Source organism: Pseudomonas sp. IT-P44 (assembly GCF_949768225.1).
Lineage (GTDB): Bacteria > Pseudomonadota > Gammaproteobacteria > Pseudomonadales > Pseudomonadaceae > Aquipseudomonas > Aquipseudomonas migulae.
The window spans coordinates 1-25,690 of record NZ_CATKQM010000011.1 but is presented as its reverse complement, the minus strand read 5'-3'; the positions used below and the strand labels follow the sequence as shown (position 1 = coordinate 25,690).

Here is a 25,690-nt window from a genome sequence, read left to right as displayed (position 1 = left end):
AGCCCACAATATACCGGCCACTTGGGCCGGTTTGTGCGTTTGGATACAGAGGCATCAACTCTGCTGCAACACAGCGCTGCTGGGGGCGGAAAGTCTGTCCGGCGCTTTTTTCTTACCATACGAAGAAATTTAATGGCCCCTTTACCCTGCGCGACATCCGCGAACCTAAGGGGAGCAGCAGGCTGGACAAATAAATGAAGACTAGATCCAAGGAGAAGCACATGGCGATTTACCACGAAGCACTACCATCCTTAAAAACTTTCATATAGATAAATGACGGGCTGCAACAAAGGGGAAATTGGTGGGGGGCGCAATGGACTAGCAATAAATGAATGATATGTGAGTGGCGCGGCGATTAAAAAAGAACGGTGGTGTACCGTCCTTTTTGTTATCATGTTTTGAACTGATTTCTAGCACTCATCCAACTTTAATGAAAGTGAGGCGCTATCAAGATCAATTAGCTCTTGATCCCATAATCCGAGTCTTTGTAACTCGATTTTTACGTGTTTGTATTCCAAATCCGAATGTAAAATTGTGGCGGAAGTCGCGGCATACTCAGACTCCGACTGGCACTCCTTTAACACTCCTTTAACGCTTCCAATTAAGCGGTTTCTCGATCTGGTTGAAAGATTGTTAAGGTAGGTTTCGAGCCTCTCCCTAGCTTTAGATAATGTCTCGTGCAATCGTTCGCCGATTTCAAATCGCACCATTACAGCGCGTGATGAATTATTCAAGTCAAGCACATCTAAACTTTCTATCCCTATGTTTGTTTTCGGGCGAAGCCTGTACAGTCGGAATTCAAAATGGTCGCGTGGATTCGTTGTATATGGATTGACTATCGGATCTGTAACCACGTTATGCCCGCTTTTTGACCCGTTGCATCTCTTGCAAGATGGCAGTAGATTTGGCCAGATTACGACTTGATCAGGAAATGTGTCCTTATCTAAAAAATGCTCAACTTCCATGTATTTGCTTTCTTTTGTAAGGTCGCATTCGCACTAGGCGCATTTTCCGAAACTTGTTTTAAGTAACGCTTCTTTTAATTCGCTGAAGTTCCAAACTGAAGTGTTTTTCTCTTTGAAAATCTCGGTCAGTCGCTCCACTTCAGTTGGATTTAGGCATGTGGGATGAAAGTTACGTTCCAGTTTGATCATTGTTGTTCGCTCGCAATTGATGTCAATTGCAGCCTCAGTAGCTTGCGGACATGGCTTAGTGGGTGAAGTGAATTGTCTATTTTTGCAAAAGCAAGCTCTGCACCAGCTTTGTTTTCTTCATCAACTGCAGTTGTGAACTCTTCCATTAGTTGATTGAAAAGTCGCGTCCGTGTATCTGTCATCCCCATGACGTCAGTGAGGACTTCGTCGACCGTCCATCCTTTAAAGCCATAATCTGATTGAGGTAACGGTCGAAAATTCACGCGACCATTTTGCGTTTCCAGAGCCAGTATCTGATTACGCTCTGCAGATTGAATGACGTGCGGGCTGTGAGTTGTTACGACAAACTGAATCATTGGGAAGATTTCAGTCAATAAGTTTGCTATTTTATATTGCCACTCAGGGTGAAGATGAAGTTCGACTTCGTCAATCAGGACTATTCCTTCAAAATCCACAGCCCTAACTCCTGCGAACCTGAACTCTATCTCCTTTATGATTCCAAAGAAAATTGCAAGGCAGGACTTGAAGCCAGAAGACAGGAATTCATAATAGATTGACCCACTTGGTGAGTCCACCAGTATCTCATTCGTGGAAGCGATCACTCTGTTAAACGAAAATTCAGAATTTAGTGCGGAAAAGCATTTTTTTGCTAGTTCAAAATTCTCCATTTGTGCTTCTGAGAGTGCTCCGGGATGAGCTGAGTATAAGTAACGATTTACGAACCAGTTTTTTATGTCGTGTACGCTTACACCGTTCCGGCTTTCTTGCCAAATGGAATAAATTGGTTTATCTACATCTCTGTTAATAGATTGTAATGGTGCATACGCGAATGTTCGAGTTGTTTTCAGAGAAAGCAGGTAGCCTGAATATGTGGTGTTTCCGTGTATCTGAGCTCCTTCATTTGGTTCGTACTGTGTGAAGGTGAAATTTACCGGGATCTCAACTGAATTATGTATGAGTTCGGCTTGGATTTCGCTGCTCTCTGCTAAAACGTTTCGCCGTAAAATTAAAGTTTCTCCGTTAGAGAAGCAATGGGCGATGCATTCTAGTATCGTAGTTTTTCCTATGCCGTTAGGGCCGCATAGAATATTCATTCTCGGATTGAGAGGTAGTGAGAGATTATTTATTCCACCTACATCTCTAATAGTTATTTTTTCTATTTTCAATGCGATCTTCCTTGGGCTGATGCTCTGCTTTTAAAAAAAACATATGTCGATCTGAAATACTATACGGCTGAAAAAAAAGACAGTCTTTTCTCCCGCACTTTATCCGTTTTATCGAAAATCAATCTTCAATAGTTCTCCTCCCGCAGTCTTCAAATGCAGAACGCACAGCCTCCACAACACGCTCCGCCACGCTCTCATCTTCAAGCTGCGGATACCCTTTCTTCAACTTACCAGACACCACCCAGCCATTCTCCTTGATGGAGCGAATCATCCGATTCGCATCCTGGTCAGGCATCTCCAGCACCTCTTTCAACTGTTCCTGAGCCCGCTGAAAAATCACCAACACTCTCGCTTCATCCGCCATTTCCGTTCGAATCGTGTGCTCGACGACGCGTGCGGTGTACAGGACGTGTTCGGTCAGATCGGGATACCGCCAGGCAAAGCAGGCGTCCTCGTATTCATCGAAGATGAAATTGCTGAGCGTGCCATCCTCGTAGGTCACGAGTTCACCGAACCGATAGGCCGTCGCGTAACGTCGCATAAACGGTCGTGAGAACACTTCGAGCGTGCGATCGTAGCCGGCCCGGAAGTCGATCGAACTGGTGATGGTGGCTGACACCGGCAGGATCACGCCGTCGGGCACTGCCTTATCCCGAATCAAGGTGTCGTTGATCAGGAAGCGATGAATCCGGCCGTTGCCATCGCGCATGGGGTGGATATAGACGAAGCCAAATGCCAACACAGCGGCTCGTGCCAGTGACTCCTCACCACGGGTTGCGAGCTCGAACTCGTTGAGTCCTGCCAACAGTGGCGCAAGGTCCGAGAAATGGGGAGCGATGTAATGAACGATGTCCTCGCGCATCGTGGCCTGACCCACAAACACAGGAGAGCGCCGCAAGCCGAGTCCGATGGCATCACGCCCCAGAATGCCGGATTGCAGAGACTGCAGGCTGGCGTTGCTCAACGGGTTTTCGATATGGCCGCAGTGCTGGGCAATGACATGCGCAAACCGCTGGATACGATCGGCCTGGTCGGCTTCCTTTTCGATGAGAAAGCTTGCGCGCGATTCCTTGAACGTCAACCAGCTGGCGGTACGCATAAGGATGTCGGCGCCAAAGGCCTGATCCAACTCGGCCAATGCAGCACGTAGATCGAACTGCAAAGCCTCCTGCACTGACGCCGTACGACGAACCAAAGGGCAGAACTCAGGCGTCCCTGGCAGGTTGTTATTGATTCGCCAGCGCCGCGTTCGCAACGGCTCGCGACGAGTCAGGTACTTCTGGGGTGAAAGTGCATCGACATAGGCGCCATTGGCCACGTCGGGCACATCCAGACGTTCCCCTGTCAGCCATTCGTAAAGGAACCCGGTGCGTCGGGCGTACTGGCCGAAAGGCTCTCGTCGACACCAGTCTTCGATAGGCTGCGAGCCTATCGCCGCAAACAGGCGAGCAAAAAACTCTAGATGAATCTCTTCGTACTTGAGACCGAATTCGAAATGCCCTGCGAAATCGTCTGCGGGCCGGTAGCTTGGCGGATACCGGTTCTCCACATTTCCGTCAATTTCGCGGCTGACACGAACAGTGCCAATCATCGACTCGACACGCAGTGGTTGCACCAGTGCGATGTCATAACGATTCGCGAGGGTCTTGAAACCGACTTGCATTGACGAAATCCTTTATCGGGGCAAGAAAAACGTTAACAGAATGCCGATCTTATGCGAAAACGCTAATTTTTGCCGATGTGAAAATAATAATTCGAGAGGGAATTCGATACTAAATTCGTGTTTTTGAAAAAAAACGCTAACAAGCTATAGCTTAGCTGCTCCTATCCCAGCAGCTGACTCGATTACCCACACCTGATTTCACCAAACACCAGACACAAAAAAACCGGCCATCAAAGCCGGTTTTGACACGTTGATGAAACAGGGCAGACGCCACTCTTTCCGTCCGCCCCTTCCGCGCATTTGAGGACCGAAAATCCCTTAGCCGCTAATCAATCAACTGATCAACCAAAACCGCGTTGCTGTAGATCAGGCAGCCATCACTCGCTCGATGTCCCACCAGATGAAACTGACCGCGCTCGTTGTGGATATAGACGCGCATCTGGCAGTCGGACAAAGGCCCGTATCCCCCTGGCAAGATCAACTCCAGTGTGCTCATGTCGACGTCAACCATGGCTTCCTTTTCATGGGTCTCCTGCAAGCGTTCTTCAGCCTCTTCCAGGCCCCGGTGGAGGGGGCCATCGACGTAAAAATGGATTTCACCTATGGGGGTCGATTTTTGTGCACCGTTGAATTTGCACCAGCCTTCGATCGTCAAGGCACTCATGACGAAATCTCCGTTGTGGACGGCTGGACGTTGTAGCTCTTAGCCGTCATGGGTCTGACCGCTATACCCGGCAAGGACCGTCTTCAGTGGCATTTTCAGCCGATCCCTGCCTGCGTAACACAGATACTAATTATAGCTGGCCACCGCGTTTCGCTTACTCGATGTCTCTGCGCGCCTGATTAGTCTGAAGGGGTGTTACTTAATAGAGACAGTTAGATATAGCGAATGGATTTTAAGTAATCAGCTTGATGCCAAAGTTGGAATATCCAGATGCGCGGGCCTTGTAGCAACAGCGTCTGTAGCGGCCATGAACTATACTTTCAGCGAACTTTGCCACGACGAAAGGTGGTATTGGATCAGCCTGTTTTGGCGTCGGATGAGTCGTGATTAGACGCTGCTGTTCTGTGGGGATGCTTATGCATGCCAATGAGTGACAGGAATAGGAAGAAGGCAAAATGGCAATGGCAATTATTCTTGTCCTGATCGTTATTGCATCCGTGCTCTTCCATTTATTAGCGCCCTGGCATGCGGCACCACCCGCTTCCAATTGGGGTTCAATAGACACCACGCTGTTCATCACGCTGGTCATCAGCGGGATATTTTTCATCGCCATCACCGTGTTCATGGCGGTGGCCGTCATGCGTTTCCGTCACAAGGAGGGCGTCAGGGCCGCCTACCAGCCCGAAAATAAACGGTTGGAATTCTGGCTGATTGTCGTGACGTCGATCGGGATTGCCGGGATGTTGGCGCCGGGTCTTGTTGTTTATAACGATTTCATCCGGGTGCCCAAAAATGCGTATGAACTTGAGGTGGTCGCCCAGCAATGGCAATGGGCTTTTCGTTTTCCGGGTCAGGACGGGAAGTTGGGGAAGTCGGATATCAAGCTTGTTGATTCGGTCAATCCACTCGGTCTTGACCCCAAGGACCCTGTTGGGCAGGACGATGTAATAGTCAGAAGTAATGAGGTTCGTCTTCCGGTCGATCAACCGGTGAAAGTCTTGTTGCGTTCCAAAGATGTTCTGCACAATTTTTATATACCGCAGATTCGCAGCAAGATGGACATGGTGCCGGGAATGGTGTCGTACTTCTGGTTTACGCCAACTGTCATGGGCAAGTATGAAGTGCTGTGTGCCGAGTATTGCGGCGTCGGTCATTACAATATGCGCGGCAATATGATCGTGGTCGACCAGGCCGCCTTCGCGCAATGGCTGGGCAGCCAGCCGACCTTTGCGCAGACATTGACCACGGCCGCCAGGCCCGGTCGGGACAGCGTATTGGAAAAAGGTCGCCAACTGGTCGAGCAATACGGCTGCCATGCCTGCCATAGCCAGGATGGCAGTGCCAGTCTCGGCCCGGGATGGAAGGGCTTGTACGGCCGCACCGAACAACTCGCCGATGGCAGCAGCGTGCAGGTCGATGAGGCTTACCTCAAAGAGTCGATCCTCGATCCGAAGGCCCGCCTGGTGCAAGGCTACCCGCCGGTGATGGTGGCCTATACTCTCAAGGATGATGAATTGGCTGCTCTCATCGCCCTGATCAAATCGCTGGGTGCCGGGCAGCCAGCCGAAGAACCGTCTACCGGCGACGTGTCGGGCTCAGGTGACGACCTGGTGGCACAGGGACAGCGGCTGGCGCAGTCGCTCGGCTGTCTGGCCTGTCACAGTGTCGATGGCAGCAAGGGTATCGGCCCCGGTTGGCAGGGCCTGTATGGCAAGGCAGAAACCCTTGCCGACGGTACGAGCATCAAGGTCGATGAGGGCTATTTGAAAGAGTCGGTTCTCAATCCCGCTGCCAAAATCGTCAAGGGCTACGCAGCTGTCATGCCGCCCTTCACGCCCAGCGACAAGGAGCTGAACGCCCTGATCGCTTTTATCAAATCCAAAGCGAATGCTGACGCTGAATCGAGCAAGGCTGAGCCAGGGAAGTCGCCGTAAAGCCGCCAGAAACACACTGAAACTTCGGCCGGAGGATGACGTGATGGCCTATGCGGAGCAAGCCGAAACAGAGGCACTGCACGAGCCGAAAAGTTTCCTGACCAAATATATCTGGAGTCAGGACCACAAGGTCATTGCCGTTCAATATTCCTTGACGGCGCTGTTCGTGGGTCTTATCGCCGTGGTGCTGTCCGGCTTGATGCGCATGCAGATCGGCTTCCCCGGCAGTTTGGCGTTCATGGACGCCAGTGCTTATTACCAGGCGATGACCATGCACGGCATGATCATGGTTATTTATTTGCTGACGGCCTTGTTTCTGGGGGGCTTCGGCAACTATCTGATCCCGCTGATGGTGGGCGCCCGCGACATGGTCTTCCCCTACGTCAACATGCTCAGCTACTGGTTTTACCTGCTGGCAGTCGTGGTGTTGCTCTCCAGTTTCTTTGTCCCGGGCGGCCCCACCGGTTCGGGCTGGACGCTCTATCCGCCACAGTCCATTACTCAGGGGACACCGGGGGTCGAGTGGGGCATCGTCCTGATGCTCGTCTCTCTGGCGATTTTTATTGTTGCCGCCACCATGGGCGGGTTGAACTACGTCACCACGGTGTTGCAGGCGCGCACCCACGGCATGACGTTGTTTCGCATGCCGCTCTCCGTGTGGGGAATTTTCATGGCCTCGATCATGGCCTTGCTGGCGTTCCCGGCGTTGTTCGTCAGCGCCGTCATGATGCTGTTCGACAAACTGTTGGGCACCAGTTTCTTTATGCCGGCGATGGTCTCGCTGGGGCAGCAGCTCGATCATCAAGGGGGCAGCCCCATCTTGTTCCAGCACCTGTTCTGGTTCTTCGGCCACCCGGAGGTCTACATCGTTGCGCTCCCGGCGTTTGGCCTGGTCTCGGATCTGATCAGCACCCATGCACGGAAAAATATCTTCGGTTACCGAATGATGGTGTGGGCCATTATCGCGATTGGCGTACTCAGCTTTGTGGTCTGGGCGCACCATATGTATGTCAGCGGAATGAACCCGTACTTTGGCTTTTTCTTCGCCGTCACCACCTTGATCATCGCGGTGCCGACCGCCCTGAAAGTCTACAACTGGGTACTGACGCTGTGGCACGGCGACATTCATCTGACCGTGCCGATGCTGTTTGCCCTGGCCTTTATCGTCACCTTTCTGGTCGGTGGCCTGACCGGGTTGTTTCTCGGCAATGTGATCGTGGACATTCCGCTCTCGGACACCTATTTCGTCGTCGCCCATTTCCATATGGTCATGGGCGTCGCGCCGGTACTGGTGGTGTTTGGCGGCATTTATCACTGGTTCCCGAAAGTCACCGGGCGCCTGTTGAATGACACGCTGGGCAAGTTGCATTTCTGGATTACTTTTCTGGGCACCTACGCCATCTTCTTCCCCATGCACTACCTGGGTTTCCAGGGCATGCCGCGCCGTTATTACGCTTATGACAACTACGCGTTCATCCCGCAGTCGGCGCAAGAGTTGAATGCTTTCATTACGGTGGTGGCCTTGACCGTCGGCGTTTCCCAGTTGCTGTTTGTGTTCAACCTGGCCTGGAGCACATTCAAGGGCAAGCCCGCCGGCGGCAACCCGTGGGGCGCGGCCAGCCTGGAATGGCAAACGCCGAACACCCCGCCTATTCACGGTAACTGGGGCGCGAAGCTGCCGGTCGTGCATCGTTGGGCCTATGACTACAGCGTTCCGGGGATCGAACAGGATTTCGTGCCGCAAACAATCTCTGCCGAGGAGCTGGAACAGATGCGACAGCTCAGTGCCGGAACCCGGGCAGCGGACGTTAAAACATGAACAGACTGCTGTTGAAAAACGCCGACGGCGCGGACCCCAACGGCAGCTGGAGTCGTGATCCCGAAGGGATTCAGTCCGCTGAAGGTGCCAATCGAAACCAGACCGCAAAAATAGGCCTGCGCCTGTTTCTGGTCGTGGTGAGTTCGTTGTTCTTTCTCTTTCTGCTGGCCTTTATCGCCCGTTCACAAATGTCCGACTGGCTACCCCTGACAGAGCCCTTGGCGCCGTTAGCCAATCCATGGCAACTCTGGGTGAATTCGGCATTTCTGGTGTTGAGTTGCATCGCGTTGCAGTGGGCGCGCATGGCCGCTCGCCAGGCTCGGCTGAACGCAACGGTCATTGGCTTTGTAGTGGGAGGGGTATTTGCAATTGCCTTTCTGGCGGGGCAGTTCTGGGTCTGGCAGCAGTTTGTCGCCTGGGGCTACTTTGTCGCCAGCAACCCGGCCAATAGCTTCTTCTACCTGTTGACCGGTGTGCACGGGCTCCACCTGCTGGGCGGGTTGTTTGCCTGGGGCAGGACCGTCGCCAGATTCCTGAGTCGCGTGCCGTTGCCGCAACTCAGCGCCAGCGTCGAACTCTGTGCCATCTACTGGCATTACTTGTTGGGTCTGTGGATTGTGTTATTCGCTTTGCTGACCAGCACGCCACAGACTTATGAAGCCATCGCCAGACTCTGCGGCTTGAGGTGATCAGCCATGGCATCGCATCCACAAGCTCCAGGCGAAAGCTCATCCAATCCCCTCGGCTCGCCGTCTGCACCAGGATGGCAAGGCATCGCCAATGACTGGGCCTCGGACAAGGAGGCTTTCAAGCAGGTGCCTTGGGGCAAGGCGATGATGTGGATATTCCTGCTCAGCGACACGTTTATATTCACCTGTTTCTTGACCGGCTACATGTCGGTTCGCATGACCATCACCACGGCCTGGCCAAACCCCAGTGAAGTGTTCGCCTTGACCATCGGCGGTCGAGAAATCCCGCTGATTCTGATCGCCATCATGACGTTTGTGCTGATCAGCAGCAGCGGCACCATGGCCATGGCCGTGAACTATGCCTATCGCCGTGATCGCGCGAAAACCACCGCCCTGATGTTGGCGACCGCTGCCTTGGGCGTGACCTTCGTCGGCATGCAGGCATTTGAATGGAGCAAGCTCATCGCAGAAGGGGTACGTCCCTGGGGGAACCCCATGGGGGCGGCGCAATTTGGCGCCAGCTTTTTCATGATTACCGGTTTTCACGGGCTGCATGTGTCCATCGGTGCCCTCTACCTCAGCATTGTGGCGAGGAAAGTATTGCGGGGAGATTATGAGCGCTCCGGAAACTATCAAAACGTCGAGATAGCCGGGCTGTACTGGCACTTCGTGGATTTGGTGTGGGTGTTTATTTTTGCGTTTTTCTACTTATGGTAAGTCCGGGACGCTGTTCATGAAGGGGAGAGCAGGATCCGCAGAGGAGCACTGATGATGGCGCATGCTCAAGGTCAGCAACATCCGATCAGCCTGTACCTGAAAATCTGGGGGCTGTTATTCGTCCTCAGTACCCTGTCGTACCTGGTCGATTACTTTCACTTCCACGGCTACCTTCGCTGGGCCCTGATCATCACCTTCATGTTGCTGAAGGCCGGTTTGATCGTCTCCATCTTCATGCACATGGCCTGGGAACGATTGGCCATGGTCTACGCCATCCTGGTGCCACCGTTGTGTTTGCTGGTGCTTGTCGGACTGATGGCCACCGAGGCAGACTATGTGTTTCTCAGCCGGGTGATTTTCTTCGGTCAATAGGAAACGCCCGGACGACCTTGAGCCTCCAGGGACTGATCGGCAACCAATGCCGTTATATCGTTCGTTTGAACTGATGCCACCTGTGCAGCCAGGCGACTGTCCAGTGAGGGGCTGCCGTGCCCGTACCGGCGATCTTCAGCAGTGGATGGTGTTCGATAACCCCGTCCAATACCGGCTCCTGGTTCGGCTCGACGTCCACAAAGAAAATGTGTTTTCCCTCTTCTACCACCTGTTTAAAACTGCGGAAGTGAGCGTTTGGCACCTGAATACCAAAAAAACCGCCTTCCCAGATGCAGAAGCCGAATATAACAACGGCGAGAAAGATAAAAGGCATCCAGCCTGCGACGGATTCGGTCCAGCCTAGCCAGTAGGCGCCGCCAAGGACCAACGCGGCGAGTGGCAAACCGATCACCGCACCGATTTCGCCAGAGTGAACGACATCCTGCTCCATCAGCGAGTTGATCTCGTGCAGGTGATGTTGTTCAACATCAGCCACATGTTCGCTGAGCACATGGATTTGTTCGGAGTTGATGCCGTTGGCTTCCAGTTCATTTTCAACGGCTTCAAGGTCGTCGAGATTGTCACTGATGTAATAGTGTCGATTCATGCCACACCTCCCATCCCGTGCTTGCCGTAGACCTCCTCTGTCTTGCAGCTGTTTGCCGGAATTTGCAGTCGGTATCGGTACCCGTGGGCAACGCTTGCGCTTCGTTCAAGCCATGAAAAAGTATAGCACCGCATGGCGTGCGGGCAGGGTAGGGGCATCGGGGCGGCTGGCCTTGCGGGACTCCATATTCAGGGCACAAAAAAACCGGTCACTTGGACCGGTTTTTTGTGTTCCTGCATCCCCCGTCAAAAACTCAACGTGAGACAAAATTCGATTGGAGCGGGTGAAGGGAATCGAACCCTCGTTATCAGCTTGGGAAACTATTATTGGCGTAATGCCATCATCTGCCGGGGAATATCATTAACCCCCCTAAGCCCAGTAGAATCGCGCCTTTCAGCGTGGTGGGGCATTCAGTGCTCGTTCAGCTCGGGCCACAGTAGTTCCGGCTAACTGTCACCACGAACTGTCACCAACTGCCAGGACGAGACACCTATGCTCACGGATAAGCAGATACGGGCGCTGCAGCCACGGGAAAAGCCATACGTCATGTCGGACGGGCGCAGTGCGAGGGGAGAGGGCGTACTGCTACTCAAGATTCGTCCGAACGGGACAAAGGAGTTCTATTTCCAGCGCTTCGTTGGTGGGAAGAAGAAACTCACGAAGCTAGGCACTTGGCCAGCCTTGAGCCTGACCGTTGCCCGGGACAGTTGCCGTGAAGAAAAGGAACTGGTGATTTCAGCGGGCACGTTCCAGCAGCTCATGGACAACTACATCGCAAAGCTTCGCGCTGAAAATGCCGCATCGGTCGAAGACGTCAAAAGTTCGTTTGAGCGCTATGTGACTAAACCTTTTCCGCAAATGACCCAGCGCCCGGTAGCGATGATTGGACCGGTCGAGATCCGCACTGTTATTGCGCGGATGATCGACAACGGCATAACCACCTACTGCAACCGCGTGCGATCGCAACTGCACGCAGCGTTCCAGCTGGGTTTGGAGCAAGAGCACAACCCGCGTAACTATCTGCAGAACAAGGTTCAGTTCGGACTGCTGAGCAATCCGGTGGCCAGCATCCCTGTACAGGCCGATTGGGAACAACCAGGTAACCGGGCGTTGTCCGTTGCTGAGCTCAAGTCGCTATGGAACCTTCTCCCAGAGCAGCTTTCACTGGTGACGTCTGAACTGATCAAGTTCCTGATCGCATCGGGTGGTCAGCGCCCCCAGCAACTCCTGGGCACCACGCGCAAGCAGTACTTCGACGATCACCTGGTTATCCGTAATCTCAAGGGCGTCGACGGTGAGCGGATTTTGCACGCGGTGCCTTACAACAGACTGATGCGGCAAAGCCTGAAGACGCTGGATGAGATCAGCGAAACGAGCGCCTATCGGTTCATGGGGAAGATGGAAGACAAGCCGCTGCACACTCAGTCTTTGTCCAGGGCGGTGACCAAGCTTTACAGCCGACATACAAAGCTGTTCGACGGGCCGTTCACACTCCGCGATGTTCGACGGACCTGTAAAACGCTGATGGGAGTAGCGGGCCTGGAAAAGGAGTTGCGCGATCGGATCCAGGGCCACGCCTTTAATGATGTGTCGTCCAAACACTACGACCGATACGATTACTTCAAAGAAAAGCAGCGAGGCCTGCAGCGTTGGTCGTTGTGGTTGCAGAAGAACATCGTTGCAACGGAGTGAGGCCGCTTACGCGGCCTCTTTGGCTCTCCATCCTGCAGGGTTGTTCTGCCAGGCGATAATTGCAGACTCCCGCCACCCGACGCGGCCGGGGGATATCAGAACAGGTCGGGGGAACCGCCCATCCTTCATGGCACGCCAGATGGTGGAGTGTGAAAGAGACGTGACTTCGATAACGTCCCTTTCACGCATGAAACGATCCAACTTACCCAGCATATTTCCCTCCTGAGAGCGCTGCGCGTGCCTTCCATGCAGCACTTGCGACACCGCGCCATCCATTATCAATACCGTGTTTACTGATCTCTGGCCACGCTTTGAGAAACTCAGCCGTTTCATCGATCGCCACCGGCGCGGGATGCTCATACACCCAAACACCATCATCTGATACCAGCAGATGGGGCGATGTTCCATCCTCCACATTGCGGCACATAGCCAGGCCAAGCGGGTGCAGAATTTCGCTGTTAATACGCACAATCAATCCACGCTTTGACGCTTCGTTCCAGTCGATCGTTTTGATTTCCATAGGTTAAGCCTCCACCAGATCGACGTCGAAGTAGCCCGGCACGTCGACCTGGGCGCCGATCACCCGCATACCGCACCAGCCATATGGCTGCTCGTCCGCTTCGCAGCCGCCAAAACCCTCTGCGCTGTGTAGGTCACGGGTCCAACTGGATCCTGGGTTATCGCCAAACACATTTTTGAAAGTGGGAGTGAACCCTGCACCGCCTTGTTCGAGCATGGCCCTAATTATGGTAGAGCCGGCGAGTCTGATCGCGACGCGCACAACATCGTCGTTTTCATCTATCAATCGAGTTTGATTGTCGGAAAAGTAGTGGTTGATCATTGTTGCCCGCTCAGACGTGAGCACATCGAGATTGACCTCGAGCAGCACCTCGAAGTCTTTCCAGGATTCGCTCACTTTGAAGCGCTTGATATTAGTTTGCTCAGACATGATTTCGGCCCTGCAGTTGCTGGATAGATTTGGTGGGAATGGCGAGCGCTTGGGCGACGACAAGCGCTTCAACGTCGGTCAGATCCCCTTGGGCTTGTGCCATGGTGGCCAGCGACTCAAGGCGGATCCGCGCATCAGGTGTCTTGCACACCTGGTAATCAAACAGCGCTGTTCCGACGATCCGGATGGCCATCAGATGCCGCGCCGCCTGAGCGCCGTCATTGGTCGATGTGGTAGCCTTTGGACCGCTACTGCTTTGGTGTATCGCTTTCATCGTGTTGCCCTCTGTGGTGGTTGGTGTCGGGGAGGTACGAACTCCTCGACATCCTTCGTTTACCGGCGTTCGCCGGCGTCAACTACCGGTGGTTCGCCTCAAGCCTTGCGCACCAGGTGAATTACCAAATCTTCAAACTCCCCTTCGTCGTCGCAGGAATTCCACTCCAGGACGGCTTGCACCTGGTCACGTGAACAGCCGATGACAAGAATCTCGCGCTCGCCTCGAGCAGCTCGTACTTCCAAAATCCCCAGCAGGCCATCGGTGGCGTAGGCGTCGGCGTGTACGATCGGGAGGCCGTCGGCGGTTTCCTTAAGTCCTGCCACCACGAAGCCGATCAGATCTGGGGAAGCTCCGGTGTGTGAACTGGTGATCACTTGAATTTGCATTTGATCGCTCCTGATTAGGCTTTGAAGATCCAGCACTTCACCGTTGGGCATCGGACTACTGATGAATTGCGAATGGCCTGGGCTGAGCGCACGGCGCTATCCACGGCCTTGTAGTCGAGGTAGGGACGGCTGCGGGATTCTTTGAGCAAGTCTTTAAGGCGCGAGACGTCGGCCAGCTTTTGACGGTGTTCAGCGGCCCGCTCTGCAAACTCGTTGAGGTTGATAGCAATCACATCTTTGTTCTTGCTGTGATTGACCATCGGGTCGTCATAGATCGACTCGAGGTATTCGTAGACCTGCCAGAACTCCGCCACGTCGGAATGATCTGCACTTGTCGTGCTCTGCCGCTCAAGCGCCATTTCAATAATTTGTCGGCGCGTCGCTGTCACCTGGGCGTCACTGAGCGTTAACACCAGTTGGATGCTGTCCAGCAGGCTTAACAACTGAGCATGGTTCTTGATGATCCGTTCTACGCGGATTGAACCGCGCAGTTCGTTCTTGCACTTACTGCAGCTGCTGTCGGCAGTAAACGGCGTGCCGCATGCAAAACAATGGGTGTTCAAACGCTGCAGTGTGGTTTCGTGCCCAGGCATCTTTTGCCCAAACATCTCCATTATCGCTGCCTCTTTGCGCAGTGATTTCAGTAGGAAATGGCTAAGAATCGAGCCGTCCAAGGCCGTCAGTTGTTCAGCGGCTGCACGGCTCTCTGGCGTGACAGTCGGTCGAACGAAATGCAGCTTGGTGATACGGGTCATGATGGCTTCTTCGGAGACCACCGCGGCGTTCTGACTGATGGCGATCGTGCCCCGAAACGGCGGTTCATAAGTCTCATTGCCGGCGGTTTTCATGCCTTTGGTAGCCAACGTGCCACCGCCGTAGAAGTCTTTCAGCTCGGTCCAATCAAAAGCTTTCACGTGGTTTTTGTCGTCGTCTTTCCGATCGGACTCAAGAAAGATGACGGGCATGCCAGATACCTGCCCCATCAACCGTGAGCGGCCTGCTTTGGTCGATTTCATTGGGTCGAAGCCTTCATAACCCGGGCGGCCGAGCAGCTTCCAAAGCAGCTTGAGTAGAGTTGTTTTGCCTGCACCGGCCTGTCCGGTGAGTTCCATAAACGGGAATGACTCGAATCGGGTGCGGATCTGTTCGCAGAACAATGAGCCAAAGAAAAACAGCAGGGCTGTGGTGCCATTGGTACCGAAGCAGATCCACAACAGACGTAACCATTCTTCGTTGTAGTTTTTGTTGTCGCGCTGCACCTTCACGTTGACGCCTTTCTGCAGTGACTTTAGGCGCAGCTTGCCGAACTCAAAATAGTCCTCGTTGTTGATTGGGTAGACGTTGCCGTCCTTGATGGCCACGTCGCTATAGAGGTAGCAATGGTTCTCCTTGCTGTAGCCGATGTAGTCGATCGTCGAAACCGTTTTAAGGCCGAACAGTTGATCTTTCATGATCTTGTCCAACTGCTGACCGCTGCCGGTGTACATGGCGCCTGCGGCCATACCGAGCAGTCGTTTTTTGAACTCGCTGGCTGCAGTGAGCTGGCCACTGGTGAAGGTGTTTTTGACGCTACCGCCGTCGTGCGGGAAGTCGACACGTACGTAGTACCAGGACTCGTCGGTGATCTCGTTTCGTTGGTAATAGAGGGCCTGGGGAAAGCAGTTCGCGATCTCGATTACCATGCCGGACTGCTGCAGGGCCTTTCCACGGATCTGCTTTTTGTTCAGAAGCTGATCTTCGCTCTCATCATCGCCTTCCAGTTCCTGGACGGCCCGGTTGAACTTCTCCATGTCCAACTTGAACCAGTAAAGGCGACTGTTGAACCGCAAGTAAAACTCGCTACGTTCCTGCCAGTCGTACATGAGCAGAGCTTTTTCGGCAGCGCTCTCAGCGATGAGCAGCGCACCTTCGTGTCGAGCGGCTTTGATGTCGCTTGCTACCTGGTCGGCTCGCTTATCGATGTCGAGAAAAGCCCAGCGCTGATGTAGATCGTTCCAGTCGACCTTGCGCCCATCGCGCTGTGGGATCTGCGCAGCCTCGCAAATAAAGCCCAGTTCGCGAGCCATCTTTACCCACTTGCGGGTGTAGAGCTGTGCGCCTGGCTCGTTGTCGAGCGCCCATACCAACTTGGGCAAGTCGTCTGCCCGATCGCGCAACAGCGCTTTCAGTGACGCCTCTGGGAAAGCATTGGATGACATAGCCGACACGGCGGAAATGTCGTGATGCACCAAAGCGATCGCGTCAAAGATCCCCTCAACTATCCACAGTTCTTTTACCTCGAGCACGTCAACGCAGGGTGGGCACCACCAAACGCCTTTGTAGCTGTCGCCGGATTTGAAACGGGCCTTCTGTTTTCCGAAGCGCGCTGGCTTGTCTATCAGGCGTTCCCAGTACCCGCCTTTATCCAGGGCGAAGCGAACGGTAGCGCTGGCAGCGTCGAGTTCGCGGGAGTAGTAGGTTTCCTGGGTAAACCAGCCGGCAACTAGGCCGATGTCAAAACCACGGGCGAACTCCATGTATGCCCGGGCAGTTGCTGTAGGGGCGCTCTCTGTCGCAGGTGCGCGCTTGCTCCAGTCCTCGAACAAATCCTCATAAATTTCTTTCACATGCAGCGTGTGGGCGCACTTTTCAGGGCGGCCGCAGATCACCAGCCAAGGTGCTGTGTGTCGTGTAAATAGCGTTTTTTGGTTGCACTTCGGGCAAGTCCCGCCGCGCATGTAGTCGGTGCTTGGGCGATGCTTCAAGCCGTAATCGGACTCGAGGCGCTGCAGGACATCGTTTCGCAGATCGTCTCTCATAGTTGTTTCACTGCTTTAAGGCTGAGGGATAGGGCGGCCATCAGGCTTTTCTGGGCTGCCATCACCGGGGATTTTTCGAGGATCGATTTGTGTCGTGCGATCTGAGGGACGTAGCGATATTCATCTGCGTACCAATGTTCGTTCAGGCTCATCAGGTACTGAGCACGTATGGCAGCCAGTAGCGCTTCGGCGTGGGCCGGAGGCATTTGAGTGGTGACAATTACGGCGTTTCCCATAGTCAAACCTCGGTATCAGGCAAAGCTCACCCAAACCCACGGGCGTGTAGGGCTCGGGACGTTGGTAAAGGGGTGTTAGGTAGCGAGGGTGATGCGTCTGCCGTGGCCGGCAGCAATCAGGTGTTCGTAGATCAAGTAGGCAGGCACTGACCAGGTGCAACCGCGAATGGGGTCAGTGATCACAACGGTGTAGTCCGAGCTCGCCTGCAGGTCGATCTGTTGGCGTGTGTTTATCGTCATAAGGTCGCTGTAGGCATGGTGGACCAGGTGCGTAGCGAGCGACTCTTTGACTTCGAGGCTTTCGACCAAATGATTGACTGTTCGGGAAAGAAACTGCCCCAGATCGCCTAGGTGCTCGCCCTGGTGACGTTCGAGGAACGCCAGCGCTGCTGCGCGAATGGTGTCCTGATAGTCCATATCTGTGGAAACGTTGCTCATTGAGCACCCCCCGATTTATTGCGGTACAGGTCTATGGCAGCCAGCACTTCGGCGTGACGTGCAGCCATGTGAAGGTTGTGGGCATTGAGGATGTGTTCTGCTTCGGTTTCTGAAATGCAACCGTCCGCTAATGCCTTTGCAATTTCTTGGTCAACGCATCCGCGCTTAGCCGCAACCTGCACAGAAAGGGAGTACATCTCGACATTGTCCAATGTCTCTGGATCTGCGACCGAAACGAACAATCCGTCATACATCGCCGCCACGTAGTTGGGTAAATGCTGAGTGCCGGCTTCCTGTTCCAGCTGGTAGAGCTGGGCGTCAGTCAGGGGGCGGCTGTTGTTGTTCTCATAGGCGTGGTTATCAAATTTCTTGAGTGACAGACCAATGCGAGCTGCCGCACATTCGCGCCCGCCTGGGTAGGCGCAGATGATTGCGCTGACTACCTGACGCCGAGTCTTTAGAACTGAGCTTTTCATGTTCTGCTTTTCCCTGTGGGCCGGTGCCATTACTGTTCGATCACGCCGTCTTTGATGCCGAGTAATACGGCGGCGCGATGTGCCTCCCCACGGCGACAATGACTCTGGCCACTCAGCACCGCGTATACGGTGCTGGGGTTCAGATCATGCAATTCAGCAAAGTCTTTCGCGGATTGACCGCGCTTCTCCAGGGCTTCACGTGCTTTTTTGCGGGCTTGCTCAGTGATGCATGTGTTGGGCATAGTGCAATTCCGTGCAATTTCATGTGGTGTGGAATGCACAATGATGCACTTCTGTGCATTTGTAAATGACCTGGATGAATAATTTTGCATCTTTCTGAAGATATAGGTTCTCGGCTGCAAGAAGAGCGGAAGCGTCACGGCATGACGCAGAACCAGGTGGCTGAAGCACTCGGAATTGCCAAACGAACGCAAGCAAACTATGAAGCGGGCACCAGCGATGCGACGGCGTCCTACTTGAGTAAGGCCGCGACTCAGATCGGGTTCGACATTCCTTACATTCTCAACGGCGTGCGAACGACCATGTCGCATGACGCACTTTCCGAGGTCGAGAATCGGCTTGTGATGCAGTACAGAAGCATCACGCCGTTCGACCAAGAAGCCATCAGCCGATTCCTGAAAGCCATGGCAGACGACGCCGCCCGGTCGCGGACTTAACTTGTAACAAAGCATGTACGACATTTGTCGCCCCCCCGTTCTAAAGCCAATTCCCGCCCCGATAACGTCGATTCAGCAATGCACTTTATGGAGTAGTAAGCATGTTGGATCGCACGAACAACGAACGTGTCTTCGTTGGAACCCCGGAATTTGAATGGCTCGGCCTGACTAAAATTGAACGTCGCCTCATCCGTCTGTACCGCTTGTTGAATGAGCAGGAGCAACTTCAACTACGGCGGCTGTCCGAAGTCCTCGCCACTACCCCAGAAGACCCGATCGGCAGCTGATGGACCTGATCGCCGGCACTGTTGGGTCGGCGATTTATGCCACCGCTTGCGACCCCATTTGCTCGAATAGCTCACGCTGTTTTGCCCTGGGCATATCCCTCAATCGGTCGAACAACATCCTTTCGAATGACTGGGCCGATGGGCTCAAGGTGTGCGAAAACGTCAGATTCGCCACCCATGTGTGCCCGCACTTTGCGTCCAGGCACTGGCAATACAGCTTCGCGAAATCCGTGGATAGCTTCTCTCTCGAGGCGATCCGCCCTCTGTGTCCGCATTTGCATTCAACTCGCATTGTGTCCCTCCCCAGGGCAGCCAATAGCCACTATATTGCCACAATATGTAGTGGCAATCTCTTAGCTATGCACTGGATGTAGTGGAATCAACTGCCTCTTTTGGTTCCTTCCAGGTGAATCGCCTGTCTTCGCGTAGCGTGTCATTCAACTGGTTGAACAGCTGACAGATCGGCCGGATCTCGTTGCTGGTGTACACGCGATCTATTTTTTCGATGTCGCCAAAGCCGGCGCTGTTTTCCGGGATGATGCCGGCCAGCGCGGGGTTCATTCGCCAAGCGGCGATCACGTCGTTGCGGGTGATGTTCTTGACCTTCTCCAGTTCATCCTTGGCTTGGAAATCCCCCACGGGGATGATCTGAATCGCCTTCTCGGCGCCGCCCGGGATATTCACGAACATCGAGCGGAAGTTACCCACACCCTTGCTCGCGCTGATCTGATCGCGCAGGGACTCTTCGTCTTCTTCGGTCAGGTTCGGGTCGTTGGTGTAGAAGATGTAACCGGCGTGCGCGCCGTTGCTGTAGTAGCGACGGCGGAAGAGGGTCGCGGCCTCATTGAGCAACAGCGCCTGCATGCCGCCCAGGTAGTCGGGCACGCCGTAAATGTTTTGCTCCACGTCGTAGTTCATGACGTGCTCGACTTCATCCTCTTCGAACTCCACCTCCTTGCCGTCCGGCAACAGCATTACAAAACCACCACCAACCCTGACCCGCATGTTGATCGTCGGCAGATGATCCATTTGTAGCACCTGGCCGAAAGCGTTTCGGTTGCGCAAAAAGTACGCCTCGCCGAACACCATGAAATCCAAACCGGCGCGGCTCATGGTCTGAACTGAACATCCCTCGGAGGCGATGAACTCACGCAGCAACAGATTGCGCTTGAACCCCGGAATGGCGCCGTGGTGAGCGTTGGCGCGCAGCAGCTTGGCCAAGCCTTGGCGCGACACCGGCGGCGTGTAGGTCTTGCCGTCGTGCGTGGCGAACACGCCCAGGTAATGCCCGATGTTCTCGGTCAGGACCTGTTCCGGCGCACCGAATGAAAATGCCCGCATCGGACCTGGTACTGGTTTTTGCGGTTGGTTTTTTGCTGGTTTGCCCATGGGTGCTTGGTCCGCTGAGTGTGTAGCGGCTGCGCCGCTGTTTGTTGGTGTTGAGTGGTTCGTGGGCCAGGGCGTGCATGATCGCCCAGGCGATATCGGCGTGACCGGAGGCGTCGGTGCGCGATGCGCTGTATGTGACCTGGCCACCGCCGGTGGTACCGCGCTTGATCGTCAGGAACGCCTGAGCGATGTCGTTCCAGCCGGCATCCCACTCGATCCGGCTGCCCTGAATCGTGTCCTGTGCCTTGAGCACCAGGGTGTTTTTGGTTTCGAGGCTGTAGTGGATCGAGGTCGCACGCGGGTAGAAATCGCGCACCAGGTCGAACACGCCGTAACCGATGCCGGTGGTATCGATGCCGATGTGCTGGACGTTGAAGCGCTCTGTGAGTTTCTTGACCTGGTCGGCCTGGTACTTGAACGACTGCCCTCGCCAGCTGTGTTTCTCCAGGATCCGGAACTTGCCGCCGTCCTCGAGCGGCGGGGCGATAACCACGCAGCTGGCATCGTCGCGGGTGCGGCTCGGGTCGTAGCCAATCCACACCGGGCTGTTGCCGAATGGGCGCGGATCGTCGGGGTCGTAATCGGTCCACAGCGACAAGTCGGAATAGCAGCGCTCGAGGTCGACCAGGGAGAAGGCGCTTTGTGTGCTGTCGATGAACTTGCACATGAACAGCTGCTGAAATTTGTCCTCGTCGTACTCCAGCTGCAGCTGCTCGAGGTCGAACAGATCGCAGCCGCCGGCAATGGCGTCGAGGATGGTGATGACCTTGCGCCACTGCCCGTCCGGACACAGCGTGCCAGCCGCGGCTTGGGTTTCGCTGGGCCACGGATCCTTGGCGTTTTTGCGTTTGCTGTTGCGGAATTTCTCGCCGGTCCAGAACGGATAGGCCTGGTGCGACACCGCGCTCGGTGTGGAAAAGTAGGTCTTGCGCCACTTCTTGTGGGTGGCCATCGCACTGGCGACGGTGTTCAGTTTCTCGAAATCGCGGATCCAGAAGTATTCGTCGACGTAGACGTGGCCATGGTGGCCCTGGGCGGTGCTGCTGTTGGTGCTGAGAAAGCGCAGCTCGGCCCACGGCTTGCCGTCTTTGCTTAGCACGATCGGGTTGCCGGTCAGCTCAAGGCCGAACCACTCCTGGGCGAACGACACGATGTAACTGCGGAAAATCTCCGACTGGGCGCGGCTGGCCGACAGGAAAATCTGGTTGTCACCGGTGAGCACTGCGTCCATGAACGCTTCGCCGGCGAAGTAGTAGGTCAGGCCTACCTGACGGCTCTTGAGGATGTTGCGGATCCGCGCCGTCAGCGGGTTCTGTTTGGCGGCAAACAGTTCTTTCTGGTAGCCGTACATCTTGCTGATGAACTTGTCGAGAAAGTCGACTTCCGTCAGTTCGCCAACTTCGTTTTTGGCTTTCTTCTCGCGTTTCTTCCCGCCTTTGTCACAGCGATCGCCCCGGTCCCGACGGTCACTGCGTTGAGTGTCGCGGCGCTGGCCATCGTCCGCCGGCGGCTCTCCGATCGGCGCCGGTGCCGGTTTCGCCGATTGCTTCAGCAGCCGTTCGCGAACGGTGGTCAATCGGTCGAGCTCGTCCAGGTCGGCCTTGGTCAGCGACGTGGCTTTGTCCAGGAGCAAGGTGATTCGCCGGCCGACGGCGGTCAGCGGTTCTTCATCCGACAGCATGTCGTCCCACTCACCCTGGCGGATCCAGTAGTAAACGATCCGGATGTTGGGCAAGGACAGTTGCGCCTGAATTTCACGCGGCTTGCAGCGGCGTAAATAGAGGCGTTTGGCGGCTTCTTTAAGTTCGGGGGCGTATGGCATGGCCGCAGTCTATGCGGCGAAAACGCGGGAAACGCGGGGTTAAAATCCGTGATTCACCTAGATCAGCGAAATAGGACCAACTCAAAAGTTAACCGTTTGTTTGGTGGTCGGCCGGTGCATATCTTGGCGGCTCAAATCACCGATTGAGCGCAGTTATTGCCCATGCCCCGTTCCCTTGTTTCGTTCTGGAAACGTGTCGCCACCAGCGGCCCGACCGTAGATGGCCGCGAGATCCTTCCCCAGGAACTGCGTGATATCGCTGAGACCTACAAACCATCTCTGTATACCGCCGTGATCTGGTGTGACCACGAACGCTGGCCGGGTTCGCACGGCACCGTGTTCGCCGTGCGCCTGGTGGAAGAGGGCGACGATCTGGCCCCGGGGCAGATTGCCCTCGAGGCCCAATTGAAGCCCAACAACAAATTGCTGTGGCTAAACGACCAGGGCGAAAAGCTGTTCACCAGTATCGAGATCACACCGAACTTCGCGAACACCGGCAAGGCCTACCTGACCGGCCTGGGCGTCACCGATCAACCGGCCAGTCTGGGCACTCAAGAACTCTACTTTTCGAACAAGACCAGTAAGGCCGCGTACTTCGCCGCCTCCCACGAGCTTGGTCCCCTGCGCGACGAGCCGCCGCAAGGCGAACTGAACAAGTTTGTCGCGTTGTTCGCGGGGCTGCTCAAGTGCTTCGGCGCCGAAGAAACCCCCGCATCCCCGCAAACCCCAACCGAGAGCAAACCCCCAATGGATGAAGCTACAGCCAAGGCGCTGAAGGCACTGCTGGAGCAGCTGTTGCTTGTTGCTGCAGGCATTCAGACCGTGATCGAACCCGTCACCGAAGAGGTAGTGGATCCCATCGTTGACGAAGTCAGCGATGTGGAAACCGCTGTTTCCGGCATCGTCGAGCAGGCAGCCGCTGATCGTGAGTTCGCTCGTAATGGCAACGCTGAAAAGCGTTTGGCCAACATCGAGAAACTGCTGAGCAAGGCGTTCAACACCGTCACCACTCGACAGGTTCCACCCGTAACCGGCCCTGCCGGCAACAAAAAGCGGGTGCTGTGATATGAGCCAGAAATCCCTGTCCAACCGCGCTCTGTTGCAATACTCCGCCCTGTGTTTGGCGATCGGCGAGACCTATGGCGTCGACGTGACTCGTCAGTTCAACGTCGAGCCGAGTATCGCCCAGGAACTGAACGACAAGATCACCGAGCGTGCGGACTTCCTCGAGCGCATCAACGTCGTTCCGGTCACTGAAATCAAGGGCGAGAAGGTCATGTTCGGCGTGAATGGTCCGGTGACCAGTCGCACCAACACCAAGACCACCGATCGCGAAGCCAAGGATGTTTCCGACCTGAATGGCGAGGGCTACGAGCTGTTCGCCACCGAGTCGGACGTCGGTCTGCCGTTCGCCAAGATCGACAGCTGGGCCAAGTTCCCGGACTTCGCCGATCGCTACTCGGCAGCCGTGCAGAAACAGATCGCCCTGGATCGCATCATGATTGGCTGGCACGGCACTCACGCTGCAGCGCAGACCAATCTGGCCACCTACCCGATGTTGCAGGACGTGAACAAGGGTTGGCTGCAATTGGCCCGCGAGCAGATCCCCGAGCAGGTCCTGCACGAAGGTGCAACGGCTGGGAAAATCAAACTCGGTGCCGGCGGCGATTACGAAAACCTCGACGCCTTAGTGCACGACACCAAGCAGATGATCAGCTCAGTGTTCCGTGATGGTGGCGACCTGGTGGCGATTGTCGGCAGTGATCTGCTGGCCGCTGACAAGGCCAAGTTGTATTCCAACCAGGCGGGCAAACCGACCGAGAAGGAACGCATCGAAAGCGCCCAGGTGATTGCGACCTACGGCGGTCTGCCGACTTTCACCGTCCCGCACTTCCCGGTCAACGCCGTGGTCGTCACCAGCTGGGACAACCTGTCGATTTACTTCCAGGACAGCAGCTGGCGTCGTCACCTGATCGAGAACCCGAAACGCTCCCGCGTCGAAGATTACAACGGCCGCAACGAAGGCTACGTGATCGAGCAGTTGGAGAAATTCGCGGCCGCTGAAAACGTGGAGTTGGTCTGATGAGCCTGGCACTGGCGCACAAGCGCCGCGTTCAAGCCGAAGGCCCTGCAGCTGCTGCACGCGCCGGTGCCGAAGCGGTGGTGTATTCATCCGCCACCGCGCTGTCCAGCCCAGCCAACGCCAAGAAACATCTGAAGCTGATGGAAGACGCATTGGCGCAGGACCTGGAACGCGTCAGTGCGATCAACAGCCGCGAACTGCGTCAGCAGCTCAAGCGTGACGAGCTGCTGCCCAAGTACTTGGACTACGTGCAGCGCTACCGCGATTCCGGATTGAGTTTCCCGAACTCGGTGGTGATGCAGGTCCTGGTCTGGCTGTTCGACACGGTGCAATTCGAAGCGGGCCTGGACCTGGCGAACTTCGCCATGGAGCAAGACCAGCCAATGCCGGAGCGCTTCAAGCGCGATGTGCCGACCTTTGTCGCCGATGCGGTGATTGAGTGGGCCGAGGGTGAGCAGAAGGCCGGTCGCAGTCCGGAGCCGTATGTGTCCGACCTGTTGCCGCGTGTCGATGGCGAATGGCAGCTCACGGAGCAGATCCCGGCCAAGTACCACAAGCTGCTTGGGATTCGCGCCCTGGACGCCAGGGAGTGGACGAAGGCCATCACGCACTTTGAACGCGCCACTGAGCTGCACGCCGCTGTTGGTGTGGGCACACGCCTGGAGGGCGCTCGCAAGGCCCTGGCAAAAGAACTGGCTACCCAAGCCGCCGAATAACCCGACTACCCCCCCCCGGCGAGAAACTGTGGATGTGAGCCAACCATTTATGGCCCTGACCCACTGAAGCAGTTTTCCCGCCCCTATTCGAGTGCCCAGCAATGAGCTTTTCCGGGAAACCCACGACCTTTGTGGAACAGGCGATCGAGAACGACGGCTTCTGGCCGGACCTCTCCGTGGCCGAGCTCCAGAAGGGTTACCGCCTGCCGGCGGAGTACCTGGTCGACATGCTGGCCGCTGAACTGATCACCGCAATGACCGAGGTCAATCGCGATCTGGCCAGGCGCAAAAGCCAATGGCAGAACGTGGGCGTCACCACCGTGGAATCTGCGGACACTACGGTGCTGCCCGAGCGCACATTTCACGTAGCGACGTACAAGCGCGCCGTCTACTGCCGCGCCAAGGCCAGCCTGCTGACCCAGTTCGCCACCGTCACCCGCCGTGAAAGCGCGGAAAACACCGGCAAAGATCTGCCGGAGCGTGGCGAGACGTTCCTTGAATTCAGCCAGCAGGCTGTTCGCTCGCTGCAAGGCCGTGGCCGCATTACGGCGGCGCTCCTGTGATCAAACTCCGCGCCCTCACCACCTACCTGATCGAGCGCCGCCTGGTCGAGCCAGAACAGCTCGACAGCTGGACCGACCAGGTGAACCTGGAACTGATCTGGAAGCCCGACGTCGGC

Annotated in this window: 29 protein-coding genes and 1 pseudogene; 13 read left to right on the top strand and 17 right to left on the bottom strand. The window is 55.4% G+C overall.

Annotated features, from left to right (window positions below; translation table 11 throughout):
* Positions 1-1,150 precede the first annotated feature (1,150 nt).
* The 3 genes from ACM6IO_RS06010 to ACM6IO_RS06000 form a co-directional block, all read right to left on the bottom strand.
* Positions 1,151-2,320, bottom strand: a complete 1,170-nt coding sequence (locus tag ACM6IO_RS06010; RefSeq protein WP_414911146.1) for an AAA family ATPase — start codon at positions 2,318-2,320, stop codon at positions 1,151-1,153.
* Positions 2,321-2,438: 118 nt separating this feature from the next.
* The gene (locus tag ACM6IO_RS06005; RefSeq protein ID WP_414911145.1) at positions 2,439-3,983 is read right to left on the bottom strand and encodes a Fic family protein; all 1,545 of its coding nucleotides are present in this window, start codon (positions 3,981-3,983) and stop codon (positions 2,439-2,441) included.
* 325 nt (positions 3,984-4,308) lie between these two features.
* A complete protein-coding gene (locus ACM6IO_RS06000; protein ID WP_008036183.1) occupies positions 4,309-4,647 on the bottom strand; it encodes a hypothetical protein in 339 nt (112 codons plus the stop codon).
* A 455-nt stretch (positions 4,648-5,102) separates the two neighbouring features.
* Here ACM6IO_RS06000 and ACM6IO_RS05995 point away from each other — a divergent pair, with 455 nt between their 5' ends.
* The 5 genes from ACM6IO_RS05995 to ACM6IO_RS05975 are packed head-to-tail and all read left to right on the top strand — an operon-like array spanning position 5,103 to position 10,178.
* Positions 5,103-6,581: a cytochrome c oxidase subunit II gene (locus ACM6IO_RS05995; protein WP_207286105.1), complete on the top strand. Its 1,479-nt coding sequence runs from the start codon at positions 5,103-5,105 to the stop codon at positions 6,579-6,581.
* Between the two features lie 43 nt (positions 6,582-6,624).
* Entirely contained in the window at positions 6,625-8,400 is a 1,776-nt protein-coding gene (gene ctaD, locus ACM6IO_RS05990) for a cytochrome c oxidase subunit I (protein ID WP_414911181.1), read from the top strand.
* Positions 8,397-9,089 carry a cytochrome c oxidase subunit 3 gene (locus tag ACM6IO_RS05985; protein ID WP_008036190.1) on the top strand — a complete coding sequence of 231 codons (693 nt, stop codon included), beginning with the start codon at positions 8,397-8,399 and terminating at the stop codon, positions 9,087-9,089. Before ctaD ends, ACM6IO_RS05985 begins: the two co-directional genes overlap by 4 nt.
* A 6-nt stretch (positions 9,090-9,095) precedes the next feature.
* Entirely contained in the window at positions 9,096-9,806 is a 711-nt protein-coding gene (locus ACM6IO_RS05980; protein ID WP_008036192.1) for a heme-copper oxidase subunit III family protein, read from the top strand.
* Between the two features lie 54 nt (positions 9,807-9,860).
* Positions 9,861-10,178 (top strand): cytochrome C oxidase subunit IV family protein, encoded by a 318-nt coding sequence (locus tag ACM6IO_RS05975; RefSeq protein ID WP_007988247.1) that lies wholly within the window; start codon positions 9,861-9,863, stop codon positions 10,176-10,178.
* Between the two features lie 52 nt (positions 10,179-10,230).
* Here the strand turns inward: ACM6IO_RS05975 and ACM6IO_RS05970 are convergent, their stop codons facing one another.
* Positions 10,231-10,785, bottom strand: a complete 555-nt coding sequence (locus ACM6IO_RS05970) for a magnesium transporter (RefSeq protein ID WP_192228681.1) — start codon at positions 10,783-10,785, stop codon at positions 10,231-10,233.
* Between the two features lie 492 nt (positions 10,786-11,277).
* On the opposite strand from ACM6IO_RS05970, the gene ACM6IO_RS05965 reads away from it, so the two are divergent.
* On the top strand, positions 11,278-12,477 hold the full coding sequence (locus tag ACM6IO_RS05965) for a tyrosine-type recombinase/integrase (protein ID WP_414911144.1): 1,200 nt from the start codon (positions 11,278-11,280) through the stop codon (positions 12,475-12,477).
* Between the two features lie 6 nt (positions 12,478-12,483).
* Here the strand turns inward: ACM6IO_RS05965 and ACM6IO_RS05960 are convergent, their stop codons facing one another.
* From ACM6IO_RS05960 to ACM6IO_RS05915, 10 genes are all read right to left on the bottom strand, one after another.
* Positions 12,484-12,666: a helix-turn-helix transcriptional regulator gene (locus ACM6IO_RS05960; protein WP_414911180.1), complete on the bottom strand. Its 183-nt coding sequence runs from the start codon at positions 12,664-12,666 to the stop codon at positions 12,484-12,486.
* A 13-nt stretch (positions 12,667-12,679) separates the two neighbouring features.
* Positions 12,680-12,997, bottom strand: coding sequence for a hypothetical protein (locus ACM6IO_RS05955; protein WP_414911143.1), 318 nt, complete (start codon positions 12,995-12,997; stop codon positions 12,680-12,682).
* A 3-nt stretch (positions 12,998-13,000) separates the two neighbouring features.
* A complete protein-coding gene (locus ACM6IO_RS05950) occupies positions 13,001-13,426 on the bottom strand; it encodes a DUF2528 family protein (protein WP_414911142.1) in 426 nt (141 codons plus the stop codon).
* Entirely contained in the window at positions 13,419-13,700 is a 282-nt protein-coding gene (locus ACM6IO_RS05945) for a hypothetical protein (RefSeq protein ID WP_414911141.1), read from the bottom strand. The genes ACM6IO_RS05950 and ACM6IO_RS05945 overlap by 8 nt, the downstream gene beginning before the upstream one ends.
* A gap of 98 nt (positions 13,701-13,798) precedes the next feature.
* Positions 13,799-14,089, bottom strand: a complete 291-nt coding sequence (locus ACM6IO_RS05940) for a hypothetical protein (protein ID WP_414911140.1) — start codon at positions 14,087-14,089, stop codon at positions 13,799-13,801.
* Positions 14,090-14,103: 14 nt separating this feature from the next.
* Complete coding sequence (locus tag ACM6IO_RS05935) at positions 14,104-16,887, bottom strand: toprim domain-containing protein (protein ID WP_414911139.1); 2,784 nt, start codon at positions 16,885-16,887, stop codon at positions 14,104-14,106.
* Positions 16,884-17,123 (bottom strand): hypothetical protein, encoded by a 240-nt coding sequence (locus ACM6IO_RS05930; RefSeq protein WP_414911138.1) that lies wholly within the window; start codon positions 17,121-17,123, stop codon positions 16,884-16,886. The genes ACM6IO_RS05935 and ACM6IO_RS05930 overlap by 4 nt, the downstream gene beginning before the upstream one ends.
* A 75-nt stretch (positions 17,124-17,198) precedes the next feature.
* The gene (locus ACM6IO_RS05925; protein WP_414911137.1) at positions 17,199-17,561 is read right to left on the bottom strand and encodes a hypothetical protein; all 363 of its coding nucleotides are present in this window, start codon (positions 17,559-17,561) and stop codon (positions 17,199-17,201) included.
* Complete coding sequence (locus tag ACM6IO_RS05920; RefSeq protein ID WP_414911136.1) at positions 17,558-18,037, bottom strand: YmfL family putative regulatory protein; 480 nt, start codon at positions 18,035-18,037, stop codon at positions 17,558-17,560. The genes ACM6IO_RS05925 and ACM6IO_RS05920 overlap by 4 nt, the downstream gene beginning before the upstream one ends.
* A gap of 29 nt (positions 18,038-18,066) precedes the next feature.
* Positions 18,067-18,279: a DNA-binding protein gene (locus ACM6IO_RS05915; protein WP_414911135.1), complete on the bottom strand. Its 213-nt coding sequence runs from the start codon at positions 18,277-18,279 to the stop codon at positions 18,067-18,069.
* A gap of 84 nt (positions 18,280-18,363) precedes the next feature.
* Between ACM6IO_RS05915 and ACM6IO_RS05910 the strand changes: the two genes are divergently transcribed.
* Together ACM6IO_RS05910 and ACM6IO_RS05905 are read left to right on the top strand one after the other, a co-directional pair.
* On the top strand, positions 18,364-18,714 hold the full coding sequence (locus tag ACM6IO_RS05910; RefSeq protein ID WP_414911134.1) for a helix-turn-helix domain-containing protein: 351 nt from the start codon (positions 18,364-18,366) through the stop codon (positions 18,712-18,714).
* 101 nt (positions 18,715-18,815) lie between these two features.
* Positions 18,816-19,001 (top strand): hypothetical protein, encoded by a 186-nt coding sequence (locus ACM6IO_RS05905; RefSeq protein ID WP_414911133.1) that lies wholly within the window; start codon positions 18,816-18,818, stop codon positions 18,999-19,001.
* A 34-nt stretch (positions 19,002-19,035) separates the two neighbouring features.
* Here the strand turns inward: ACM6IO_RS05905 and ACM6IO_RS05900 are convergent, their stop codons facing one another.
* From ACM6IO_RS05900 to ACM6IO_RS05890, 3 genes are all read right to left on the bottom strand, one after another.
* Complete coding sequence (locus ACM6IO_RS05900) at positions 19,036-19,293, bottom strand: ogr/Delta-like zinc finger family protein (RefSeq protein ID WP_414911132.1); 258 nt, start codon at positions 19,291-19,293, stop codon at positions 19,036-19,038.
* A 65-nt stretch (positions 19,294-19,358) separates the two neighbouring features.
* On the bottom strand, positions 19,359-20,237 hold the full coding sequence (locus tag ACM6IO_RS05895) for a phage portal protein (protein ID WP_414911179.1): 879 nt from the start codon (positions 20,235-20,237) through the stop codon (positions 19,359-19,361).
* Complete coding sequence (locus ACM6IO_RS05890) at positions 20,149-22,212, bottom strand: terminase large subunit domain-containing protein (RefSeq protein WP_414911131.1); 2,064 nt, start codon at positions 22,210-22,212, stop codon at positions 20,149-20,151. The genes ACM6IO_RS05895 and ACM6IO_RS05890 overlap by 89 nt, the downstream gene beginning before the upstream one ends.
* Positions 22,213-22,374: 162 nt before the next feature.
* Here ACM6IO_RS05890 and ACM6IO_RS05885 point away from each other — a divergent pair, with 162 nt between their 5' ends.
* From ACM6IO_RS05885 to ACM6IO_RS05865, 5 genes and pseudogenes are all read left to right on the top strand, one after another.
* A complete protein-coding gene (locus tag ACM6IO_RS05885) occupies positions 22,375-23,277 on the top strand; it encodes a GPO family capsid scaffolding protein (protein ID WP_414911130.1) in 903 nt (300 codons plus the stop codon).
* 1 nt (position 23,278) lies between these two features.
* Positions 23,279-24,295 (top strand): phage major capsid protein, P2 family, encoded by a 1,017-nt coding sequence (locus ACM6IO_RS05880; protein WP_414911129.1) that lies wholly within the window; start codon positions 23,279-23,281, stop codon positions 24,293-24,295.
* The gene (gpM, locus tag ACM6IO_RS05875) at positions 24,295-25,011 is read left to right on the top strand and encodes a phage terminase small subunit (protein WP_414911128.1); all 717 of its coding nucleotides are present in this window, start codon (positions 24,295-24,297) and stop codon (positions 25,009-25,011) included. Before ACM6IO_RS05880 ends, gpM begins: the two co-directional genes overlap by 1 nt.
* A gap of 101 nt (positions 25,012-25,112) precedes the next feature.
* Positions 25,113-25,574, top strand: a complete 462-nt coding sequence (locus tag ACM6IO_RS05870; protein ID WP_414911127.1) for a head completion/stabilization protein — start codon at positions 25,113-25,115, stop codon at positions 25,572-25,574.
* Positions 25,571-25,690, top strand: a pseudogene (locus tag ACM6IO_RS05865) (phage tail protein); the annotation flags it as partial. The gene ACM6IO_RS05870 and the pseudogene ACM6IO_RS05865, both read left to right, overlap by 4 nt.

What these genes read in the sequence shown, in the direction of transcription:
- ACM6IO_RS05935 (WP_414911139.1), bottom strand. Translation starts at nt 16,887, where the DNA reads ATGAGAGACGATCTGCGAAACGATGTCCTGCAGCGCCTCGAGTCCGAT.
- ACM6IO_RS05995 (WP_207286105.1), top strand. Translation starts at nt 5,103, where the DNA reads ATGGCAATGGCAATTATTCTTGTCCTGATCGTTATTGCATCCGTGCTC.
- ACM6IO_RS05885 (WP_414911130.1), top strand. Translation starts at nt 22,375, where the DNA reads ATGCCCCGTTCCCTTGTTTCGTTCTGGAAACGTGTCGCCACCAGCGGC.
- ACM6IO_RS06005 (WP_414911145.1), bottom strand. Translation starts at nt 3,983, where the DNA reads ATGCAAGTCGGTTTCAAGACCCTCGCGAATCGTTATGACATCGCACTG.
- ACM6IO_RS05930 (WP_414911138.1), bottom strand. Translation starts at nt 17,123, where the DNA reads ATGGGAAACGCCGTAATTGTCACCACTCAAATGCCTCCGGCCCACGCC.
- ACM6IO_RS05955 (WP_414911143.1), bottom strand. Translation starts at nt 12,997, where the DNA reads ATGGAAATCAAAACGATCGACTGGAACGAAGCGTCAAAGCGTGGATTG.
- ACM6IO_RS05890 (WP_414911131.1), bottom strand. Translation starts at nt 22,212, where the DNA reads ATGCCATACGCCCCCGAACTTAAAGAAGCCGCCAAACGCCTCTATTTA.
- ACM6IO_RS05975 (WP_007988247.1), top strand. Translation starts at nt 9,861, where the DNA reads ATGGCGCATGCTCAAGGTCAGCAACATCCGATCAGCCTGTACCTGAAA.
- ACM6IO_RS05985 (WP_008036190.1), top strand. Translation starts at nt 8,397, where the DNA reads ATGAACAGACTGCTGTTGAAAAACGCCGACGGCGCGGACCCCAACGGC.
- ACM6IO_RS05940 (WP_414911140.1), bottom strand. Translation starts at nt 14,089, where the DNA reads ATGCAAATTCAAGTGATCACCAGTTCACACACCGGAGCTTCCCCAGAT.
- ACM6IO_RS05900 (WP_414911132.1), bottom strand. Translation starts at nt 19,293, where the DNA reads ATGCGAGTTGAATGCAAATGCGGACACAGAGGGCGGATCGCCTCGAGA.
- ACM6IO_RS05970 (WP_192228681.1), bottom strand. Translation starts at nt 10,785, where the DNA reads ATGAATCGACACTATTACATCAGTGACAATCTCGACGACCTTGAAGCC.
- ACM6IO_RS05960 (WP_414911180.1), bottom strand. Translation starts at nt 12,666, where the DNA reads ATGCGTGAAAGGGACGTTATCGAAGTCACGTCTCTTTCACACTCCACC.
- ACM6IO_RS05880 (WP_414911129.1), top strand. Translation starts at nt 23,279, where the DNA reads ATGAGCCAGAAATCCCTGTCCAACCGCGCTCTGTTGCAATACTCCGCC.
- ACM6IO_RS05965 (WP_414911144.1), top strand. Translation starts at nt 11,278, where the DNA reads ATGCTCACGGATAAGCAGATACGGGCGCTGCAGCCACGGGAAAAGCCA.
- ACM6IO_RS05915 (WP_414911135.1), bottom strand. Translation starts at nt 18,279, where the DNA reads ATGCCCAACACATGCATCACTGAGCAAGCCCGCAAAAAAGCACGTGAA.
- ACM6IO_RS05945 (WP_414911141.1), bottom strand. Translation starts at nt 13,700, where the DNA reads ATGAAAGCGATACACCAAAGCAGTAGCGGTCCAAAGGCTACCACATCG.
- ACM6IO_RS06000 (WP_008036183.1), bottom strand. Translation starts at nt 4,647, where the DNA reads ATGAGTGCCTTGACGATCGAAGGCTGGTGCAAATTCAACGGTGCACAA.
- ACM6IO_RS05905 (WP_414911133.1), top strand. Translation starts at nt 18,816, where the DNA reads ATGTTGGATCGCACGAACAACGAACGTGTCTTCGTTGGAACCCCGGAA.
- ACM6IO_RS05870 (WP_414911127.1), top strand. Translation starts at nt 25,113, where the DNA reads ATGAGCTTTTCCGGGAAACCCACGACCTTTGTGGAACAGGCGATCGAG.
- ctaD (WP_414911181.1), top strand. Translation starts at nt 6,625, where the DNA reads ATGGCCTATGCGGAGCAAGCCGAAACAGAGGCACTGCACGAGCCGAAA.
- ACM6IO_RS05925 (WP_414911137.1), bottom strand. Translation starts at nt 17,561, where the DNA reads ATGAGCAACGTTTCCACAGATATGGACTATCAGGACACCATTCGCGCA.
- ACM6IO_RS05950 (WP_414911142.1), bottom strand. Translation starts at nt 13,426, where the DNA reads ATGTCTGAGCAAACTAATATCAAGCGCTTCAAAGTGAGCGAATCCTGG.
- ACM6IO_RS05920 (WP_414911136.1), bottom strand. Translation starts at nt 18,037, where the DNA reads ATGAAAAGCTCAGTTCTAAAGACTCGGCGTCAGGTAGTCAGCGCAATC.
- ACM6IO_RS05980 (WP_008036192.1), top strand. Translation starts at nt 9,096, where the DNA reads ATGGCATCGCATCCACAAGCTCCAGGCGAAAGCTCATCCAATCCCCTC.
- gpM (WP_414911128.1), top strand. Translation starts at nt 24,295, where the DNA reads ATGAGCCTGGCACTGGCGCACAAGCGCCGCGTTCAAGCCGAAGGCCCT.